The 19369-nt window shown below is 47.3% G+C and carries 19 protein-coding genes; 7 read left to right on the top strand and 12 right to left on the bottom strand.

Going from position 1 to position 19369, the window contains the following annotated elements; all coding sequences use genetic code 11:
- Positions 1-16: 16 nt before the first annotated feature.
- Positions 17-910 carry a helix-turn-helix domain-containing protein gene (locus tag B5F91_RS04295; protein ID WP_087427880.1) on the bottom strand — a complete coding sequence of 298 codons (894 nt, stop codon included), beginning with the start codon at positions 908-910 and terminating at the stop codon, positions 17-19.
- Positions 911-986: 76 nt separating this feature from the next.
- Here B5F91_RS04295 and B5F91_RS04290 point away from each other — a divergent pair, with 76 nt between their 5' ends.
- Both B5F91_RS04290 and B5F91_RS04285 read left to right on the top strand, forming a co-directional pair.
- Positions 987-1193, top strand: a complete 207-nt coding sequence (locus tag B5F91_RS04290) for a hypothetical protein (RefSeq protein ID WP_144025074.1) — start codon at positions 987-989, stop codon at positions 1191-1193.
- A gap of 63 nt (positions 1194-1256) precedes the next feature.
- Complete coding sequence (locus B5F91_RS04285) at positions 1257-2036, top strand: hypothetical protein (RefSeq protein WP_087427878.1); 780 nt, start codon at positions 1257-1259, stop codon at positions 2034-2036.
- A 55-nt stretch (positions 2037-2091) separates the two neighbouring features.
- Here B5F91_RS04285 and B5F91_RS04280 read toward each other — a convergent pair whose 3' ends face one another.
- The 9 genes from B5F91_RS04280 to hpt form a co-directional block, all read right to left on the bottom strand.
- On the bottom strand, positions 2092-4491 hold the full coding sequence (locus tag B5F91_RS04280) for a DEAD/DEAH box helicase (RefSeq protein ID WP_087427877.1): 2400 nt from the start codon (positions 4489-4491) through the stop codon (positions 2092-2094).
- A gap of 24 nt (positions 4492-4515) precedes the next feature.
- Positions 4516-5466 (bottom strand): Rpn family recombination-promoting nuclease/putative transposase, encoded by a 951-nt coding sequence (locus B5F91_RS04275; RefSeq protein WP_087427876.1) that lies wholly within the window; start codon positions 5464-5466, stop codon positions 4516-4518.
- A 115-nt stretch (positions 5467-5581) separates the two neighbouring features.
- Positions 5582-6217, bottom strand: a complete 636-nt coding sequence (locus tag B5F91_RS04270; protein WP_087427875.1) for a porin family protein — start codon at positions 6215-6217, stop codon at positions 5582-5584.
- Between the two features lie 142 nt (positions 6218-6359).
- Positions 6360-6548 (bottom strand): hypothetical protein, encoded by a 189-nt coding sequence (locus B5F91_RS04265; protein ID WP_087427874.1) that lies wholly within the window; start codon positions 6546-6548, stop codon positions 6360-6362.
- A gap of 14 nt (positions 6549-6562) precedes the next feature.
- The gene (locus tag B5F91_RS04260) at positions 6563-7225 is read right to left on the bottom strand and encodes a phenylalanine--tRNA ligase beta subunit-related protein (protein ID WP_087427873.1); all 663 of its coding nucleotides are present in this window, start codon (positions 7223-7225) and stop codon (positions 6563-6565) included.
- A gap of 12 nt (positions 7226-7237) precedes the next feature.
- Positions 7238-8035: a peptidoglycan editing factor PgeF gene (pgeF, locus tag B5F91_RS04255; protein ID WP_087427944.1), complete on the bottom strand. Its 798-nt coding sequence runs from the start codon at positions 8033-8035 to the stop codon at positions 7238-7240.
- Positions 8035-9213 (bottom strand): GTPase ObgE, encoded by a 1179-nt coding sequence (gene obgE, locus B5F91_RS04250; protein WP_087427872.1) that lies wholly within the window; start codon positions 9211-9213, stop codon positions 8035-8037. The genes pgeF and obgE overlap by 1 nt, the downstream gene beginning before the upstream one ends.
- A gap of 90 nt (positions 9214-9303) precedes the next feature.
- The gene (locus tag B5F91_RS04245) at positions 9304-9873 is read right to left on the bottom strand and encodes an adenylate kinase (protein WP_087427871.1); all 570 of its coding nucleotides are present in this window, start codon (positions 9871-9873) and stop codon (positions 9304-9306) included.
- A 40-nt stretch (positions 9874-9913) separates the two neighbouring features.
- A complete protein-coding gene (gene hpt / locus B5F91_RS04240) occupies positions 9914-10450 on the bottom strand; it encodes a hypoxanthine phosphoribosyltransferase (RefSeq protein WP_087427870.1) in 537 nt (178 codons plus the stop codon).
- A gap of 103 nt (positions 10451-10553) precedes the next feature.
- Between hpt and B5F91_RS04235 the strand changes: the two genes are divergently transcribed.
- Together B5F91_RS04235 and B5F91_RS04230 are read left to right on the top strand one after the other, a co-directional pair.
- A complete protein-coding gene (locus B5F91_RS04235; protein ID WP_087427869.1) occupies positions 10554-12071 on the top strand; it encodes an NAD(P)H-hydrate dehydratase in 1518 nt (505 codons plus the stop codon).
- A 13-nt stretch (positions 12072-12084) separates the two neighbouring features.
- Positions 12085-13125 carry a DUF4831 family protein gene (locus B5F91_RS04230; protein WP_087427868.1) on the top strand — a complete coding sequence of 347 codons (1041 nt, stop codon included), beginning with the start codon at positions 12085-12087 and terminating at the stop codon, positions 13123-13125.
- A gap of 71 nt (positions 13126-13196) precedes the next feature.
- Here B5F91_RS04230 and B5F91_RS04225 read toward each other — a convergent pair whose 3' ends face one another.
- Positions 13197-13718, bottom strand: a complete 522-nt coding sequence (locus B5F91_RS04225) for a DUF3332 domain-containing protein (RefSeq protein WP_087427867.1) — start codon at positions 13716-13718, stop codon at positions 13197-13199.
- 134 nt (positions 13719-13852) lie between these two features.
- On the opposite strand from B5F91_RS04225, the gene B5F91_RS04220 reads away from it, so the two are divergent.
- Positions 13853-15436 (top strand): MFS transporter, encoded by a 1584-nt coding sequence (locus B5F91_RS04220; RefSeq protein WP_087427866.1) that lies wholly within the window; start codon positions 13853-13855, stop codon positions 15434-15436.
- Between the two features lie 70 nt (positions 15437-15506).
- Here the strand turns inward: B5F91_RS04220 and B5F91_RS04215 are convergent, their stop codons facing one another.
- Entirely contained in the window at positions 15507-16379 is an 873-nt protein-coding gene (locus B5F91_RS04215; protein ID WP_087427865.1) for an EamA family transporter, read from the bottom strand.
- 534 nt (positions 16380-16913) lie between these two features.
- Here B5F91_RS04215 and B5F91_RS04210 point away from each other — a divergent pair.
- Positions 16914-17489: an XRE family transcriptional regulator gene (locus B5F91_RS04210; RefSeq protein WP_087427864.1), complete on the top strand. Its 576-nt coding sequence runs from the start codon at positions 16914-16916 to the stop codon at positions 17487-17489.
- Positions 17490-17610: 121 nt separating this feature from the next.
- Positions 17611-19263, top strand: coding sequence for an AMP-binding protein (locus B5F91_RS04205; RefSeq protein WP_087427863.1), 1653 nt, complete (start codon positions 17611-17613; stop codon positions 19261-19263).
- Positions 19264-19369: the final 106 nt, after the last annotated feature.

Here is a 19369-nt window from a genome sequence, read left to right as displayed (position 1 = left end):
AAAGATACGGCAGGGACTATCTTTCCGTTAAAAATGCAGCTGACATCTTCCTGACATTATCCTGACAATCGGCTTCCGCCTTGATTTCCAGCGAATAATTTCTCCCCCGATGCGCTACAATCTGCAATTCGCTGCACGTCTCAAGAATCAGTTTCAACCGCCGCACCAATGTATAAAGCGTGTCGTTGGCATCTTCTTTCTTAGGCCACAAGGCGGCGCACAGTTCTTCTTTCGACACCGAATGAGACGGGGCTTGCCACAGCATCAGCAAGAACCGGTGCTGCATCGGAGTGAGGTGTACCGGAGCACGGCGTGCATCGTAGAAACAACGTTCTTCCGCCGAATAGGAAAGCCCACCGTAACGTTGCGGCTCTTCTTCCGCCGTTTGCCTCCTGCGGGCAACAAACCGGAAACCTATCGCCCAAAGGAATGCGGCAAAAGCCAAGAGGAACGACAAGCGTTGGTCGGACATGCGGAATACGCCGATTGCGGAAAGGCGCGCGTAACTTTTCACGGCAAGGGTCGTGCCCGTAGCCCGGTTGTTGATGATTAGCGTGTCGCTGCAGAGCGCATCAGCCGGTTGCGCCTTCTTCGGATGCGCCGCGTCGATTACCTCAAACGAGAGGAAAGTTTTCCCCCTCAGCCGCTCGTCCTTCAGGTGACGGCACAGCCTTCTATCGGCGATGGCAAGCCATACCGGACCGTCCGAAGCCTCCCTAAGTTGTTCATAAGCCCGAATGGAATCCTGCGCCACGATATTGTCTTGCCGCTCCTCCAACGTCCGCATCAAAGCCTGGTTCAAGTCGGCGGTTATCGCTTCCTTCGCGCCGAAATACCCCTGCCGCCCCGCCAACAGCGACGAGAGCATCAACACCATAAAGACTCCTATAGACAAGATTCTACTGTTCATATTGCTCCTCCCGATTCGATTTTCATGCGGCAAAAATACGAAAAATTCCTTCTCCACGACAAATGCGGGCAAAGAAATGGCAGCTGCCGAAAGCTTCGCGACAAATGCGGACAAAGAAATGGCGATGCCGAAACCTTCGCAACATGCACGGACAAAGAAATGGCAGTTGCCGAAAGCTTCGCAGCATACGCGGACAAAGAAATGGCGATGCCAAAAGCTTCACAGCATACGCGGGCAAGGGAATGGCAGACGACGAAGCCTTCGCAGCATATTTTTCTCTTAAATAAAACGTTGCATCTTATCTTTTTGCCTATATTTGCGGGTACAATTTCAAATCCAACTAAAGATGAAAACAAACAGATTTTCTTTCAGCATCTATGTATGGACACTTTGCGTTTGTGCTTTCGGACTGGCATCCTGCCACGACCTGACCATCGACAACGGAGGATATCTCGGATTTATGACCAAAGGTACCATCGTGGGCAATGACGAAGACGGCTATTACCTTTTCTCGTACGGAGGAAACGAAGTCGCTATCTGCTACGGCAAAGGACTGGACAAATACGAACGGGCTTACTACGGTCTTTCGTTCAAAGAAGAAAACCGGTTCTTTAGCGACCGCACCCCCGGTTTCACTATCATTGACAACGCAAGTGTGGAAATCGAAACAGCCAATAGAATCATCCACCCCATCAGTAAAGCGGAAGCGGACAAACGGGGCATCACGCATCCGGACAGTTGCAGCGTAGACAAGAACTTTGATTTATCAGATTCTTACGGAGCGGGAGACGGTTACTTCGACTTCTACACGCTCGCAACGATTACCCACGACTCTTACACGCATTACGAATATGCGTCCGTTCCCATAGACTTGGTGTACGACCCTGCCCGCCAAAGCCCGGACACGCTGCGTCTGGAGCTTTGCTATCGCCCACGTGTTCCGGAAGGCTGGGAAAAATACCGCTATGAAGGCGGCACTTTGTCGTGCGACATCTCCGGACTCGCCAACTTGCAGGAATGGAACGATTCGCTCTGCATCGTAGTAGAAACGGGAGACGACGAGCTCCATTACTTGCCTATCAGCAAAAAAGATTTCAAGAAACCCGAACCGTTCTTCGATTTTTAACACTCAATTAGTTGATAGAGGCAGGCAACCCTTGCCTCTACAATTCCATACGTTACTATTTTTTCTCTTCAAATCCTGACAAGAGTTTTCCTGCCAGACTCAGGAAACCGATTACGCTTTCTTTGTCGGGGACAGGAATCCGCAACGTCGCTTTTCCGGTTTCCTTATCTTCTTCTATCAAGCTGTCCGCCAAGCTGCGGATGCCTTCGGGCGAGCGGAGCGTCTGAACCAGTCCGCTAAAGAACGATACGCCTTGGCGGATTAAGCGGGCGGCTTCCGTGTCTTCGGAGGGCTCTGTATCTTCATCCGAAGCTTCTGCCGGTGCAAAGGTTTCAGCTGGTTCTTCTTTATCCTCAATGTGTACCACTTCTCTTCCCTCTCCCTTTTCTTTATCCTCAGGTTCGGTCACGATAGCCGAAATGCTTTCCATCATCTTATCCAGCTTGCTATCGTCTAAGAAGATGCTGTCTTCGCCATTGTCTAAGATGCCTTCGAAGAGCGAAGTCTTGAAATTGAGCGTAGAGAGCATCCGCTCTTCGATGGAAGAAGGAGCCACCAAATTGATGATTTGTATATTCCGTTGCTGACCGATGCGATAGATGCGGGCGATTCGTTGCTCCAGTACGGCAGGATTCCACGGCAAATCTAAGTTAATAAGAATAGAAGCCACTTGCAAATTCAGTCCTGTGCTTCCGGCATCGGTAGAGATGAAAACACGGCTTTCAGGGAGTTCGGTAAAGTTCTCCATCAGGTTTTTCCGCTTTTCGGAGGGCACACCGCCATGCAGGTATTCATAGCGTACGCCTAACTTATCCAATTCGGCAGCCACTAACCGCGTCATGCGTTCCCACTGGCTGAATATCACCACCTTCTCGTCTCCATTTTCGAAAACCTGATTCAGGATATTCATCGTTTCGTCTATCTTGGTGTCGTTTCGGTTTTTCTGGTCTAAGATATACGTGCTATCACATACCATACGCATTTGGCTCAACGACAAGAGCAAGCGTTTCCGGTCTTTCTCACTCAAAAAGCGCTGACGGTTCCACTTATAAACCAACTGGGCTACATTGCTTTGGAGTTCATCATGCATAGCTTGTTGTTGTTCGGTCATGGGGACGAATAACACTTTATCCATCCGCTGGGGCAACTGAAGAGCTACGTCTTTCTTCCGGCGGCGAATCAGAATGTCGTGCAGCTTTTCGCCTACCGCATTCAATCCTTTATAACCCATAACCTTTCCTGTATCCGACTTTATCACCGTATCGGCAATGAACTTATAATAAGGACCTAAGCAATACTGGTCGACAAATTGCACTACGGAGTAAAGTTCTTCCAGCTTGTTCTCTAACGGAGTTCCGGAAAGTACTACGGCATATTCGGCTTTGATATGGCGGGCAGCCTTGGCTATCTTGGTGTTCCAATTCTTGAGGCGTTGCACTTCGTCCATAATAAGAAAGTCGGTCTGTAGCTCGTGCAAGATAGCGATATCGTTGGCAACACTATTGTAGGAAGCGATTTTATAGAACGGTTCTGCCTTATAAAGTTCTTTCCGTTTCAGATGATTACCTTCCACTACAACGGCTTGCGTATCGGTAAACCGCTCTATTTCTTTCTTCCATTGATATTTTAATGAAGTAGGACAAAGAATCAATGCCGTTGACACGATGCCTTGCTTACGCATCAATTCAGCCGTCCCTATAGCTTGGATGGTTTTCCCCAAGCCCATTTCATCGGCAATAATAGATTTTCCAGCACGGTAAGCAAAACGAACGCCTTCTTTCTGATAAGGGAACAGACGGACTTTAAGCAAAGAGTCAATCAGGATGTCCGCATTGCTTTCGGAAAGGAACTGTTCCCGCTTACGCTTGTCGCGTTGCTCTAAGATAAAATCCATTGCGTCATCATACCAGCGGAATGTATCGTTAAGACGTATGGCATCACGGAAAAAATCGGTTATATAATCTAAGGCTTCGGGACGCATAACTCCTTCGGGAGTAAAATAAGGGGCAGCTAACTTGCGGAATTCTTCAGCATTGTCCGTACCGATACGCAAACGTATTTTCCGTCCCCTCCGGTAAGACAAATAAACCGAAGTATAAGCCGGGATATCCGTGCAAACCCTTTTATGATGTTTCTCTAACCAAAGCTTTACCGCCTCGATGTGCTTGCACGTACCTAACTGGCTTGTCTTGAAGTCCATACACGAGCAATAGTTCCAAGCACTGAACGCTCCCCGATAGACCACCCGATATACATTTTGTGACACCGGATTGTTTACAATGTAATAACCCGGATATTCTTTCGCATTCATTTCCCTAATGCCAAACGTCTCTTTTTCAGCCGCCTGACGGCGCAAGGCGATTTGCCATTGCTCCAATGTCAAGTTATCGGGCTTGTAATGATAAGATACTTTAGAAGCAGCTTTCTTCCCTCCGCTTGCTTTTTTCTTTGCCATGTCTTTATGGTATTATTCCTTGATTTATAATTCTGCTATTTCCTCCGGTGCCAGTTGCGTAAAGTGAGCGATGGTTTCCGTGGACATGCCTGCATCTTTCATCTTCTTAGCCATATCTTTCATCTTCCGTTCCATTTCTTTTGCACTTTCCGCTTGTGCTTCAGCTCTTCCCTTCGCTTCTCCTTCAGCAAGGCCTTCTGCACGTCCTTCTGCACGTCCTTCTACTAAACCTTCAGCACGCCCTTCATACCAACCTGTTTTAATGACACTGCGTTGATAGCGCAAAGCTTCCATATCACGGACGTATGCCCGCTTATCCGCATCCGGCAAAGCATCTACACGCAGACGTTCTCTTGCTTCGGGCAAACCTTTAGCGGTTGCAGTCCCATCTATTTCTCCCGTTTTCAAGAATTTTATCCACTCATCAAGAGGCGTTTTTGCAACTTTATCAAAATCGTTCACTCGAAGCACGTAATATTCAGGAAAAATATCACCGGCATCTTTCCCGACAAATATCTCCCGTTGACGAATCGAAAGTTGTAAAATATCGTTGGTATCATGCAATCCCCGGAAAATGGTTTTACCGTGATAAACATAATCTTTTCCTTGCCCCAACTCAAAATAAACGATATTAATAGAATAGATTTTCTTTACTTTATCATAATCATCGCCTAAATTGATATACTCCGAAATAGTTTTCGATACACCATAGAGCATCCGATGAAAATAATCCAATTCATGATTATTCTGTACTTCAATGATAAGCAATCTACCCCGATTATCTTCTACCAGCATATCGGCACGATTGAACTTATCGTTTGCATCCGATTGGTTCGATTCGCTTTCCAAAAACCGGACTATACGCAAGTCTTCTCCCAACAGCGTGGAGAGAAAACCTTCTAATACCACATAATTACTCTTATCTCGAAGCAAGCGTTTCATCGCCCAATCGAAACGAATGAGATTATTCTTCATATCCTATCGTTTTTAATTTTCACAAAAATACGAATTTAATTGGGAACGACAACATACAGAAAGAAAAACGAGGATGTTGTTCCTTATTATTCATCCTCGTTTCCATATAAAATTATCAAAACTTGAAGCCTGCGCTGAAGAAGAGGTCATAGTTACGTGGACCATCCTTACAAACCTTACACAAACCGAAATCGGCATCCACGCCTACTATCCAGTGTGGGAAATCGAGCGCAACACCGACTCCGATGCCGGCATCGAAGCGGCGGAAGCCGTCCAATTCATAATTCATCACTTTTGCATCTTTAAATGTTTTCCAAGACGCAGTAACATCATCTATCTTAATTTCGGTTTTTCCATTCACACCCACAGCAATGTACGGACCAGCAGTAAATACAAGATCAAAATTATCAGTAGCACGCATATGAAATGCTGCCATCAATGGAACTTGGAAGTAGTTCTGATTAATAGTCATATCATCACAATCTACCAACTGAGTAATTTGAGCAGGCACATCCATCTTCGCACCTTTCGAGACCCAGCTCAGCCCGGGCTGGAAAGAGAACCATTCGTTCAAGGGGACATCAGCTGTAACACCTACACGCGGATTAAAAATGGCATTCGAACCTTTTGCCGCATCTCCCGTCCAGCCACTCATGCCGATGCCCACTTCGAACATCATCGTCGGCCTCATCTGTGCCGACACCGTAAGCATCGACAACATACATACCGCTAACAGAAATAACTTTTTCATACGCTTATCATTTTAGATTGTTTTGCATAGAACAAATATAAGGTTTTTAATCGGTATGCAAAACAAAAATCGGTGATATTGCACAGAAATCGCTACGTTTCGACAAAGTTTCTTTTCCTTTTTAATAGATTTAAGCATCCCGTTACCCGTTTTTATGCCGATTGGCACGCTTACGGCGGTACTCTGCTTTCATTTTTGCCGAACCCGAACCGTGCGCACCGGTGATATAGGTTTTCTTTTTAGCCTTGGTCTTTACCTTCTCGTCTTTCTTTTTTCCCGAACCGGAACCTTTGAATACGATTCCTTCCGTCATGATTTTCTCTATATCCATACTTCTCTCGCCTTTTATTCAAAATAAATAATCTCTATATCGTGCGCTTCCGCAAACTCTTTCATCAGTTCTACCATATAGTTTACCGAATCCGCCAAGCCTTCACTTCCACCGTATGCATTCATTATCGCCAACACATGAGTAGTGTCAATACTCATTTTGGTCCGTTCGTTATCGCTGGTGGGAGTACCGATGCCCCCGATTGCGTCCCGATAGACCGGCATCCCTTCAATATTCAACTCTCCGCGCCCGATGCCTTCGTATGGTTCTCCGGCTTTCCCGATGCCCAACACCAACCGGTCGCCCTGAATCTTATCCCGGTCGAAACCGCCTATCGAATTTCCGCTATAAATGGAAGCCAAGTTTATCAAATCGACCAACGTATCAATCTGATACAAAGGAATGCCCCGCAAGATGCGCCGGCACAAAGCTTCCGAAGAAGGACGGTAACGGCTGGGGTCTTTCCCGCACTTCTTATAAGCCTGACGGGTGGCCTGTATGGCAGGCATTTCCTTGATAGAATCGAGGGTGTACTTCTCCCGATAGAGAGCCGTAAACGCTTCGATGCGTTTCCACAATTCGGCATTATACGCCGTATTCCTTACCGTAGCAAATACCGCCGCTCCCCGGAATCCGGGCCAAGCACGGTGCAGTTCTTCGGATACTTCTATTTTCATAAACTTAATACTTTATACTATCATTATCCCCGAAAGCACACGCCCCGAAGCGGTTCCTTGCCTTCGTGCGGAGAAAAAATCTTCGTTATTCTTATACGTACAGATGCCGCTCAACTCAATATGCGACGGCTCTATACCGAAATCCAAGAGTTGCATCCGGTTGGCTTCCCATAGGTCGATGTGCCATTTTTCTTTACGGACTGCTATACGTTCCATATCGAAACCGGCTTGCCGGAATGCTTCGTACACTTCATCGCCTACCTCGAAAGCCTCTTGCGAAATGCCCGGGCCGATGCAGGCATACACGTCTTTGCCTTCCGTTCCATACACTTGCCGCATCTTTTCCAAAGTCCTGCTGACGATGCGTGCAACTGTTCCTCTCCAACCGGCATGGATAGCCGCTACCGCTTGATGACGGACATCATAACACAATACCGGAATGCAATCGGCGGTTGAGATACACAAGCATTCCTTAGGAAGATTGCTCACCAAAGCATCCACACCTTCCAACAAATCCGCTCTTTCCGCTTCGCTCTTTTGCAAGAAAGCCTCATCAATCACGCGCACTTCCGTCCCGTGCACCTGATGCGGGATGATTAATTCGCCTTGTGCAGGAAATAGAGAGCCAAGCAACTCACGGTTTTTCCTTACGGCATCAGGCGCATCCCCGCAATATCCGTTGCAATTAAACGTAGCGTATGCTCCTGCGCTATACCCGCCATGACGGGTCGTGGAAAAACAAAAAATGTTGGAATACAATTCCGTCAAACCGTATTTCAACATTCTTTTATCGTTAGTCAATCCGTTCATCATTTCTCAGGTTCATCGTCCCAATCTTCTTCCTCGTACTCATATTCGAAATCATCATCGTCTTCCTCGTATTCGTACTCGAAGTCTTCGTCTTCACCCATATCCTTCAACTCCTGTTGCAACTTATTGACATCCTTAGCCCGATGCACGATAGAAGCCTGGCGCAAGCCTTCCAACTGATTGCTGTCCTTATTCAATTCCGTCCATAGAATATCCTTCAGTTCCTGAATGCCCATGCCTGTAATGGAAGAGATGAACACATGAGGCACATTTTCGGGAAGCGTAGGCTCCAGCATCTCAATCAGTTCCTCGTCCAGCATATCACACTTCGTAATAGCCAATATCCGTTGCTTATCGAGCATTTCGGGATTGAACTTCGCCAGTTCATTCAATAACACATCATATTCATGACGGATGTCATCGGCATCGCCCGGCACCATGAATAATAACAAGGAGTTACGCTCGATGTGGCGCAAGAAGCGCAAACCAAGCCCTTTCCCTTCGCTCGCACCTTCGATGATGCCCGGAATATCCGCCATGACGAATGACTTCCCGTCACGATAAGGCACGATGCCCAAATTAGGCTCAAGCGTCGTAAAAGGATAATCGGCAATCTTCGGACGAGCCGCGGAAATAGTGGAAAGCAAGGTAGACTTGCCCGCATTGGGGAATCCTACCAGACCGACATCGGCAAGCAACTTCAGTTCCAATATCACCATCATCTCCTGCATCGGTTCGCCCGGCTGGGCAAAACGGGGAGCCTGACGGGTAGCGGTACGGAAATGCCAGTTGCCCAATCCTCCGCGCCCTCCTTTCAGAAGGATGACTTCCTGCCCGTGTTCGGTAATGTCGCACACATATTCACCCGTTTCAGCATTGTATGCCACCGTTCCGCACGGCACTTCAATCACCTTATCGGCACCGTCCTTCCCGAAGCTCCGGCTCTTCGAGCCGTTTCCTCCGCTTTCCGCAAACACATGACGCTCGTATTTCAAGTGGAGCAACGTCCAATAATTACGGTTTCCCCGCAAGATAACATGACCTCCTCTTCCGCCGTCTCCTCCATCAGGACCGCCGTTGGGCATGTATTTCTCCCTCCGCAAGTGTGCAGACCCACGTCCTCCCTTGCCGGAGCGGCAATATATCTTCACATAATCAACAAAATTCGATTCAGCCATAATGTTTTTATGAAATTGAGAATTGAAAATTGAGAATTAAAAACCAGAAACTCTTCCTTTTCAATTCTCAATTTTCAACTTTTAATTTAATCAAATAGCGTCTACCGCCTTGCAAATATCGGCAAAGATGCCATCCATCGTACCCAAGCCGTTGATGTGGCAATACTTTCCGTCGTTCTTATACCAGTCAATCAACGGAGCGGTCTGCGAATGATAAACCACGAGGCGTTTCTTGATGGTTTCTTCGTTATCATCGGCACGTCCGGTTTCTTGTCCACGCTTAATCAAGCGAACCATCAATTCATCTTCGGGCACTTCCAAATCCAGCATGATAGACACTTCCTGTCCGCGCTCTTCCAACATCTTCTTCAGAGCCTCGGCCTGTGCAATCGTGCGGGGGAAACCGTCAAAGATAACGCCTTTGCTATCCTTGAAGCTATCGAACACACTTGCAAGTATATCAATCATCAAAGCATCCGGTATGAGTTGGCCGTTGCTTATATATGCATTAGCCGTTTTACCTAACTCCGTTCCGTTCTTGATTTCGGCACGCAACACATCCCCTGTAGAAATGTGATTCAACCCATATTTTTCTACGATACGTGCGCTCTGAGTCCCTTTACCTGAACCCGGAGCACCAAAAATTACGATATTCAACATCTTGTTTACCTTAAATTATTAATGATACAATATAAATAGATTATTCCACCACCGAATAAATATCCCGATAGTTACGCCCGAACCCTTCATAATCCAGCCCGTAACCTACAATGAAATCGTTCGGGATACGCATCGCCACGTAAGGAATATCCAAGTCCACCTTCAACTTATCGGGCTTCACCAATAAAGTAGCTATCCGGATTTCCTTCGGATTCCGCGCCCGAAGCGTTTCCAGCAAGCGTTGCATCGTCAAGCCCGTGTCTACGATGTCTTCCACGATTACCACCGTACGTCCCGTAATGTCCTCGTTCAGCCCCACCAATTCTTTCACTTTTCCGGTGGAAGACGTCCCTTCGTAAGAAGCCAGCTTCACGAACGAGATTTCACAAGGCATCGTGAGACGCTTCATCAGATCGGCTGTAAACATGAAAGAGCCGTTTAACACACTGATAAAAAGCGGATTGGCATCAGCCAAATCCCGGTTGATTTCGCTTGCCACACGCTCTACTTCTTTCAATATATCGGCTTCGGAAATGAAGGTTTTAAACCGCTTGTCTTTGATCTGAATTATATCCATACTGACGTTACTTTATAAAATTGGGACAAAAATACGAATTTTCCCTCAAACTTCTGTACTTTTTTTGTACTTTTACCCGCAAATAGCTTTTAAGATACGAAAGATGAAAATACTTACTTGTACACAACAGAAAGAGGCGGATGCTTATACTATCGCCAATAACAACATACTCTCCATCAATTTGATGGAAAAAGCGGCTTCGCTTATTGCTAATGAAATCTGCAAACGCTGGGACCAATCGCACCGCATCGTGGTATTTGCTGGAGCGGGAAATAACGGTGGAGATGCCGTAGCCGTAGCACGTATGTTATTCACTAAGAATTACAACGTAGAAGTCTACTTGTTCAACATCAAAGGGACAATCTCGGAAGATTGCATGACGAACATCAAACGCTTGCAAGAATGCGGATTCACCGCTTACCACGAAATCAGCAATAGTTTCGACCCTCCCAAACTCTTCGAAGAAGATGTAGTCATAGACGGGCTTTTCGGCTCCGGGCTGAACAAACCCTTGAGCGGAGGATTTGCATCAGTGGTGCAATACATCAATGCGTCCAGTGCACAAGTTGTCTCTATCGACATTCCTTCGGGACTGATGGGCGAAGATAATTCGAACAACTCCCGCCAGAACATTATCCACGCCGACCTGACCCTGAGCATACAACTTCCGAAACTCGCCTTCCTTTTCCCTGAAAACGAAGACATCGTGGGCGAATGGAAATTGCTGGATATTGGCATTAGCCCGGAATTTATCAGACAAGCGGATACACCTTATATTATAACAGAAGCACAAGACGTAAGCCAATTAATCAAACCCCGTAAGCGTTTCGCCTATAAAAACAACTTCGGACACGCCCTTCTGATAGCCGGGTCAAACGGTATGGCTGGAGCATCCGTTCTCGCCGCTCGTGCCTGTTTACGCTCTGGAACAGGGCTTCTTACGGTACATGTTCCGGTATGCAACCACGATATCTTACAGACGGCTGTACCCGAAGCCATAGTACAAAATGATGTGCATGAACTTTATTTTGCAGAACCGGTGGATTTGGATAACTATCAAGCCATTGCTATCGGTCCCGGCATCGGGCAGGAAGAAGAAACCGCCCTTGCCACGTTAGACCAGCTTGCAGATTGCTATATCCCCGCTGTGTTGGATGCGGATGCTATCAATATTTTAAGTTCACACCGCAACTATCTGAACCGTTTGCCCAAAGGAAGCATCCTTACCCCGCATATCGGTGAGTTGGAACGCATCATCGGCAAATGCAATAATAGTTTCGAGCGTTTGACCAAGGCTAAAGAACTAGCCGCCTACCTCCAATGCTATATGGTGGTAAAAGGAGCGTATACCGTTGTCATCACGCCTCAAGGCAAATTCTATTTCAATCCTACGGGTAATCCGGGTATGGCTACAGGCGGAAGCGGAGATGTATTGACCGGCATTATCCTTGCCCTGCTGGCACAAGGTTATCAACCTGAAAATGCGGCACGGCTGGGAATTTATGTACACGGGCTTGCCGGAGATATCGCATGCAGGCGTATGGGAGAAATCAGCCTTACCGCAAGCGATATCATCGATGCCTTGCCCGAAGCATGGAAAGTCCTTTCTGAAATCAAATAAAAAACACACCAATATGAACAAAACCGTTTTCGCATTAAGCATGCTGGCATGTACGGCACCTGTTGCCGCACAAGATATCAGTGCATATATGCCGGGAGAAGGAGAAGGCATTGTCTATTTTCTTCCGAAGACCATGCTAAAAGTAAATATTATTGCAACACGCATTTCTTACAAACCGGGAGATTTATGCCAATATGCCAACCAATATCTCCGGATGAACAATGTAAGTTCAGAACCGGAAACCTATTGGGAAATCAAACGGGTAGAAGTATGCTCAGCCGGAGTGCCAGACTCCACGAAAGCCTATATTATCAAGCTGAAAGACAAAAGTGCCATGGGAAACGTGGAACTTACCAACGAAGGATTGATTAAAGCCATTAACACCTCGGCCCCGGAAGAAAAAGCCGAAGAATATGTACTGGAGAAACCGCAAAAGCATGAAAATCCACGCAAATACATGACTGAAGACATATTGATAGCAGGCTCTACCGCAAAAATGGCGGAATTGACCGCAAAAGAAATATACAATATCCGCGAAAGCAAGAACCTCATTTTGCGTGGACAAGCGGACACTATGCCCAAAGACGGCGCCTCACTTCAGTTAATCATTGATAACTTGGATAAGCAGGAGAAAGCTTTAACTCAACTCTTTGCCGGGATAACCGACCGTGAAGATAAAGTCTTTACCGCATATATAACTCCCGAAGAAGGTCTTGAAAATAAAGTGGTATTACGTTTTTCCAACCTATTAGGTGTCCTTCCGGCAAATGATTTGGCTGGCGAACCTATTTATATCAGCCTTAAGAGTTTGGCACCAATCCCTGTTATGCCCGAAGACAAGAAAAAGAAGAAACTGGAAGGGGCAATCTATAACATTCCAGGCAAAGGAAAAGTAACGGTTTCTTATCAAGGAAAAACTTGTTTCGAAGGCGAATTGCCTATCACCCAATTTGGTTCTACAGAAGTATTGGTAGATGATTTGTTTAAGAAAATCAATACACGTGTCATCTTCAATCCCGAAACCGGAAGCATCCTGAAAATAGACAAAGACTGAATTTATGAAGGTGTGCCGAAAATGAAAATAGCTTTCATTTTCGGCACACCCCACATACTCATAAACACAGATTATCTTGCAGCTACGGCATCCTTAATCAATTCAGGCATTACCGTTACTTCTTCTCCATTCTGATCTTTATACGTAATGCTTCCGTCTTCATTCATGGTCATCAGTTCGAAAGCTTGCCCTTCGGCTACAGCATTCCATGTACGGTCTTCCGTATTATAGACCAAATCAAGCGGACGGTTTTCTTCACCTTTTTTGGTGATAGTGTATCCGTCTTCATTGATGCGTACCAAATATTCCCCGTCTTCTCCTTGGATGACTTTTTCTGTACCTACATCCGCCAACGGATTCGAACCCGACCAGAACTCAATAGAGTTCAATACAAGCACATCAGCCAAATAAGCCACTTCATACACCGGAATGATATGGAAAGCAATAAAAACGATTTCATTCACCGCTTTATGACCAATACCCATATTCCAGTCTTTCAGACTGTTCCATGCACCGAATGAACCAATGCAAGAAGAACATAGCAGACTTCCGCCTAATACAGCGCAAAGCGCCGTCAGTTTCATCTTTCTCATAGATTTAAGTTTTAGTAAGTTAATATGACCCCAAAGTTAGAACTTATTTTGATAAATGGAACAAAAAACCACAAAAAGAAGTATCTTTGTTGCGCAATTTAACGAAAAAGTAAAACAATCATAAACAAAAAGCAATGAAAGAACAAATTCAGAAACGCCTGAGCGACTCGAAAGCCGCTCGCTGGACGGCACTCATCATCGTGTCGTTCACCATGATGTGCGGTTATTTCCTGACCGATGTCATGGCTCCTCTTGAGAACTTGCTCACCACAAAAGGAAAAGTAGTTTATTTCACCGACAACACTTCCATGCCCGCCGATAGCCTTGTAGCTAAAGTCGAGCTTTTTGCCGAAGCTAATTCCTTATCATCGCCCGACCTTACCGTACAGAAACTGGAAGAAGGCGCCCGATACCAATACATGGAAACGGTAGAAGGAAAACAAGAAACGCAAGAAAAGACCATCAGTACCGTCTCTACAGGCAAAGGCTGGAGCAGTACCGAATACGGATTCTTTTCAGGAGCCTACGGATACATCAACGTGTTTCTGCTAATGTTGTTCTTCGGAGGAATCATCCTCGACAAAATGGGTGTCCGGTTTACGGGAGTCATGTCATCGGGGCTGATGTTTGCCGGCGCATTGATTAAATGGTATGCCTTGAAGACCGACTTCGGCGATGCGATGCTATTTGGCATGAATCTGCAAGTGGTCGTAGCCGCCCTTGGTTTCTCTATCTTCGGCATGGGAGCCGAAATTACGGGCATTACCGTATCAAAAGTCATCGTAAAATGGTTTGCCGGAAAAGAGCTTGCTCTTGCCATGGGGCTTCAAGTGGCTATGGCACGTATCGGAACGGCTCTTGCCCTTGCGGTCAGCCTGCCTGTAGCGCGGATGATGGGCGACGTTTCCGGTTCGGTGCTTATCGGAGCCATAGCTTTGTGTATCGGCTTTGCTTCTTATTTGGTATATTGCGTCATGGACCGCAAGGAAGATGCGGCTGTATCTGCCGCCCGTGCAGAAGCCGGCGAAGACCCCGAAGAGGGTTTCAAATTGTCTGACCTGAAACTTATCCTTTGCAACAAAGGCTTCTGGCTTATCACCCTGCTTTGCCTGATGTTCTATGCCGGAGTATTCCCCTTCCTGAAATTCGCCACCAAACTAATGATTTACAAATACGAAGTGCCCGAATCGTTTGCCGGACTTATCCCTGCCCTCTTGCCTTTCGGAACAATCCTGCTTACTCCTGTATTCGGAACACTATACGACCGCATCGGACGCGGCGCCACTTTGATGATTATCGGTTCGGTCATGCTGACCACCGTACACGTGCTTTTCGCCCTGCCTATCATGAACTATTGGTGGTTTGCCGTTATCGTGATGATTGTGTTAGGCATTGCCTTCTCATTGGTGCCCAGTGCCCTGTGGCCCTCTGTGCCTAAGATTATCCCGATGAAACAACTCGGCTCGGCATACGCCATTGTCTTCTATATCCAGAACATCGGCCTGGCGATGGTGCCTGCACTCATCGGCTTTGTCATCGACCGTTTCTCTACGCAATACAATGCCGCCGGAGCTATTGTCGGATATGACTATACCGTTCCCATGATTGTCTTCGCTATTTTCGGTCTGTGCGCTATCCTCATTGCCGGTATATTGAAGCAAGAAGATAAACGCAAACATTACGGATTGGAAGAATCGAATATAAAAAAAGCAAAATAGAAGCTGAAACTGAGGGTGTGCCGAAATAAAAATCAACGTTCATTTAGCACACCCTCACCTTAGCCCAATCTTATTTCTTCATTTCCCCTATAATCCGGTAAGTCTGCAAAGCTACCGACAAGAAGATCAGCCCTAATCCCGTATAGAAACTGAAGTTCAGGTCTTTCGCCTCGCCGAAAATAATCATTGCCAAGATGATGCTGTAGATAGGCTCCAGGTTGTAAGTCAGGTTGAACGTAAAGGCGGAGACCTTCTTCAGCACCTGTATCTGCAAGATGTAAAGGCATACGGTACACAGCGAAGCAAGCACCAGCAGGCTCGCCCAATCAGAAGCCGAAGGCACAAGTGTCTCTACAGGGAAGAAATGCAGGTAGAAAGGCAACAATAAGCTTAACCCCACGAAACCGCCTCCCATCTCGTAAAGCAGCACCGTGCCCGACGGATAATCCGAAGCCACGCGCTTGTTGCAGATGGTGAAGAGCGAAGCCAATGCCGACGAAAGGACGCCCATCAGGATGCCTGTACGGTAGCGGGTGTCGAAGTGGAAGATGAGCACGATGCCCGCCACCCCGATAAGGCTGAACAAGATTTCCCCCATCGAAATCCGGCGGCGGTTGATGAGCGGGTCGAACAAGGCGGTGAAGAAGCTCATCAGCGAAAGGCACACCACGCCGATAGACACGTTCGATGCCTTGATGCTCCCGTAAAAGAACAGCCAGTGCATCGCCAACAGCACTCCCGTCGACGCGATTTTCACCACGTCCGTCCGCTGCACCTTCCTGATTTTGTTCAATACGAACAACACCGCGTAAAACATCAGCGTGGCAAGCAGCAGCCTGTACCACACTAACAATCCCTCGCCCAGCGTAATCAACCGCCCGAACACGCCCGTTCCTCCCGCTATCAGCACCGAGAGGTGAAGTTTAAGCAAAGCCTCTTTCATCGTCTTCCTAATTTTATTCTTTAACGGCGCAAAGGTACATCATCTCTTCCATACGGCAATGGATTTGAAACGAGTGGGTGCAAAAATCTGTTAATAGATAACCGGCAAAACAAGCGTTACGGCGTTACGGAGGAATATGCTTGCACCGTCCCTCGGAAATGCTTGCGCAACCCAATGCATATAGCTCCGCGCGCCGATGCAAATATGTGGAAACGCGCAATAGAAATTAGCTCTATTAGGTACGGCTCTTTTATTTTAAATATTAAACGGGTATTCGCATTAGCCAATATGCCTGCCCGAATGCGCCCGTGAATAGAGCGGATGATGTTTTCGGGCGGGCAGACCCCGCCCCTACGGTAAAATAAATCGTGTATATTGTATTGATTCATAGTGGTTTAATCATCTGAAAAGAAAGAAAACGGAAGGAGAGACGCATTTTCCCGTTTCCCCCTATTGCTTGTTTTCGGAAAAATGATTACCTTTGCCACATATCAAATTGAATATCAAACATAACAACAAAAAAACACGTATACTATGGACCGCACGAATGTTATCGGTGAAAAGATAAAAGCATTGCGAACAACAAAAGAAATCAGTATAGACGAACTTGCCGAACGCACAGGATTGTCGGCAGAACAAATCGAACGCATCGAACAGAACATTGACATCCCTTCGCTGGCTCCGCTCTTGAAACTGGCACGTGCGCTGGGAGTCCGCTTGGGCACTTTCCTGGATGACCAGAACGATGAAGCGGGTCCCGTCATCTGCCGGCGCGGGGAAGCGGACGACACCATCAGCTTCTCGAACAACGCCACCAACGCCCGCCAGCACATGCATTACCATTCGCTTTCGCGGAGCAAGGCAGACCGCCACATGGAACCGTTCATCATCGACATCGACGCGAACAAGGACGCGTTTACGCTCTCGGCGCACGAAGGGGAGGAATTCATCATGGTGCTGAAAGGAATGCTGGAAATCAATTACGGCAAATACACTTACATCCTGGAAGAAGGGGACACGATTTATTACGATTCCATCGTACCGCATCACGTACACGCTTACGAAGGGCAAGCTGCCCAGATTCTGGCGGTAATCTATACGCCGGTTTAACACTTGGTATATGTTTCACCACAGATTACACAGATTAAAATAATATTTTATATTCACCATTAGAAGACACGGAGATTATTAATTCAATCTGTGTAATCTGTGGTGAAAAACTCAAGAACTTATGTTACAACTCTCAGAACGAACACTGGGCGACTGGCTGGAGCATTGGGCTGCCGTGTCGCCGGATAAAGAATACTTGGTCTATTCCGACCGCAACCTGCGCTTTACGTGGAGCCAGTTCAACCGCCGTGTGGACAACATGGCGAAGGGGCTGCTCGCCATCGGCGTGACCCACGGCACACACGTGGGAATTTGGGCGAAGAACGTGCCCGACTGGCTGACTTTCCTCTACGCTTGTGCCAAGATAGGTGCCGTAGCCGTTACGGTGAACACCAACTACAAGCAAGCCGAGCTGGAGTATTTGTGCGAAAACTCAGACATGCACACCCTCTGCATCGTAGACGGGGAAAGGGACAGCAACTTTGTGGAAATGACCTACACCATGCTGCCCGAACTGAAAACCTTCGAGCGCGGGCACATGAAGAGCAAGCGTTTCCCCCACATGCGCAACGTCATCTACATCGGACAGGAGAAATACCGCGGGATGTATAACACGGCTGAAATCCTCTTGTTAGGGAACAACATCGAAGACGAGGTGTTAGCGGAAGCGAAAAAGAAGGTGAATTGCCACGATACGGTGAACATGCAATACACTTCGGGGACGACCGGCTTCCCTAAAGGCGTGATGCTGACCCATTACAATATCGCCAACAACGGATTCCTGACCGGAGAGCACATGAAGTTCACCCAAGACGACAAGTTGTGCGTATGCGTCCCCTTGTTCCATTGCTTCGGCGTGGTGCTTGCCACGATGAACTGCCTCACCCACGGATGTACGGAAGTGATGGTAGAGCGTTTCGACCCGTTAGTGGTATTAGCGTCCGTTCATAAGGAACGTTGCACGGCACTCTACGGCGTGCCCACGATGTTCATCGCCGAGCTGAACCACCCGATGTTCGACCTGTTCGACCTGACCTGCCTGCGCACGGGCATCATGGCAGGGTCGCTCTGCCCGGTGGAACTGATGAAGCAGGTGGAAGAAAAGATGCACATGCGCGTAACCAGCGTGTACGGGCTGACCGAGACTTCGCCGGGCATGACGCATAGCCGCATAGACGACCCTGCCGAAGTGCGCTACAACACCGTAGGGCATGACTTCGAGTTTACCGAAGTGAAGGTCATCGACCCCGATACGGGCGAGGAATGTCCCGTAGGCGTGCAAGGCGAGATGTGCAACCGCGGGTATAACAACATGAAGGGCTATTACAAGAACCCGCAAGCCACCGCCGAAGTGATAGACAAGAACGGATTCCTCCATTCGGGCGACTTGGGCGTGAAGGACGCGGACGGGAACTACCGCATCACGGGACGCATCAAGGACATGATTATCCGCGGCGGCGAGAACATCTACCCGCGCGAGATAGAAGAATTCCTCTATCAGATGCCGGGCATCAAGGACGTGCAGGTAGCCGGAGTGCCGTCGAAGAAATACGGCGAAGCGGTGGGCGCGTTCATCATCCTGCACGAAGGATACACGATGAACGAGTTCGACGTGCGCGAGTTCTGCGAAGGCAAGATAGCCCGTTATAAAATCCCGAAATACATCTTCTTCGTGAAAGAGTTCCCCATGACGGGAAGCGGGAAAATACAGAAGTTCAAGCTGAAAGAACTGAGCCTGAAGCTTTGCGAGGAGCAAGGGATTGAAATCATTTAGCAAGTTAATAGCGAATAATGAATAGTTAAAATTGAACACAGAGACACAGAGGCACAAAGAAATAAATATAGAAGAGAAGACAAAGTTCACAGAGTCAGTGCTTTTC

This window comes from Bacteroides sp. An322, assembly GCF_002161765.1.
GTDB lineage: Bacteria > Bacteroidota > Bacteroidia > Bacteroidales > Bacteroidaceae > Phocaeicola > Phocaeicola merdavium.
This window is presented reverse-complemented; position numbering and strand designations above follow the sequence as displayed.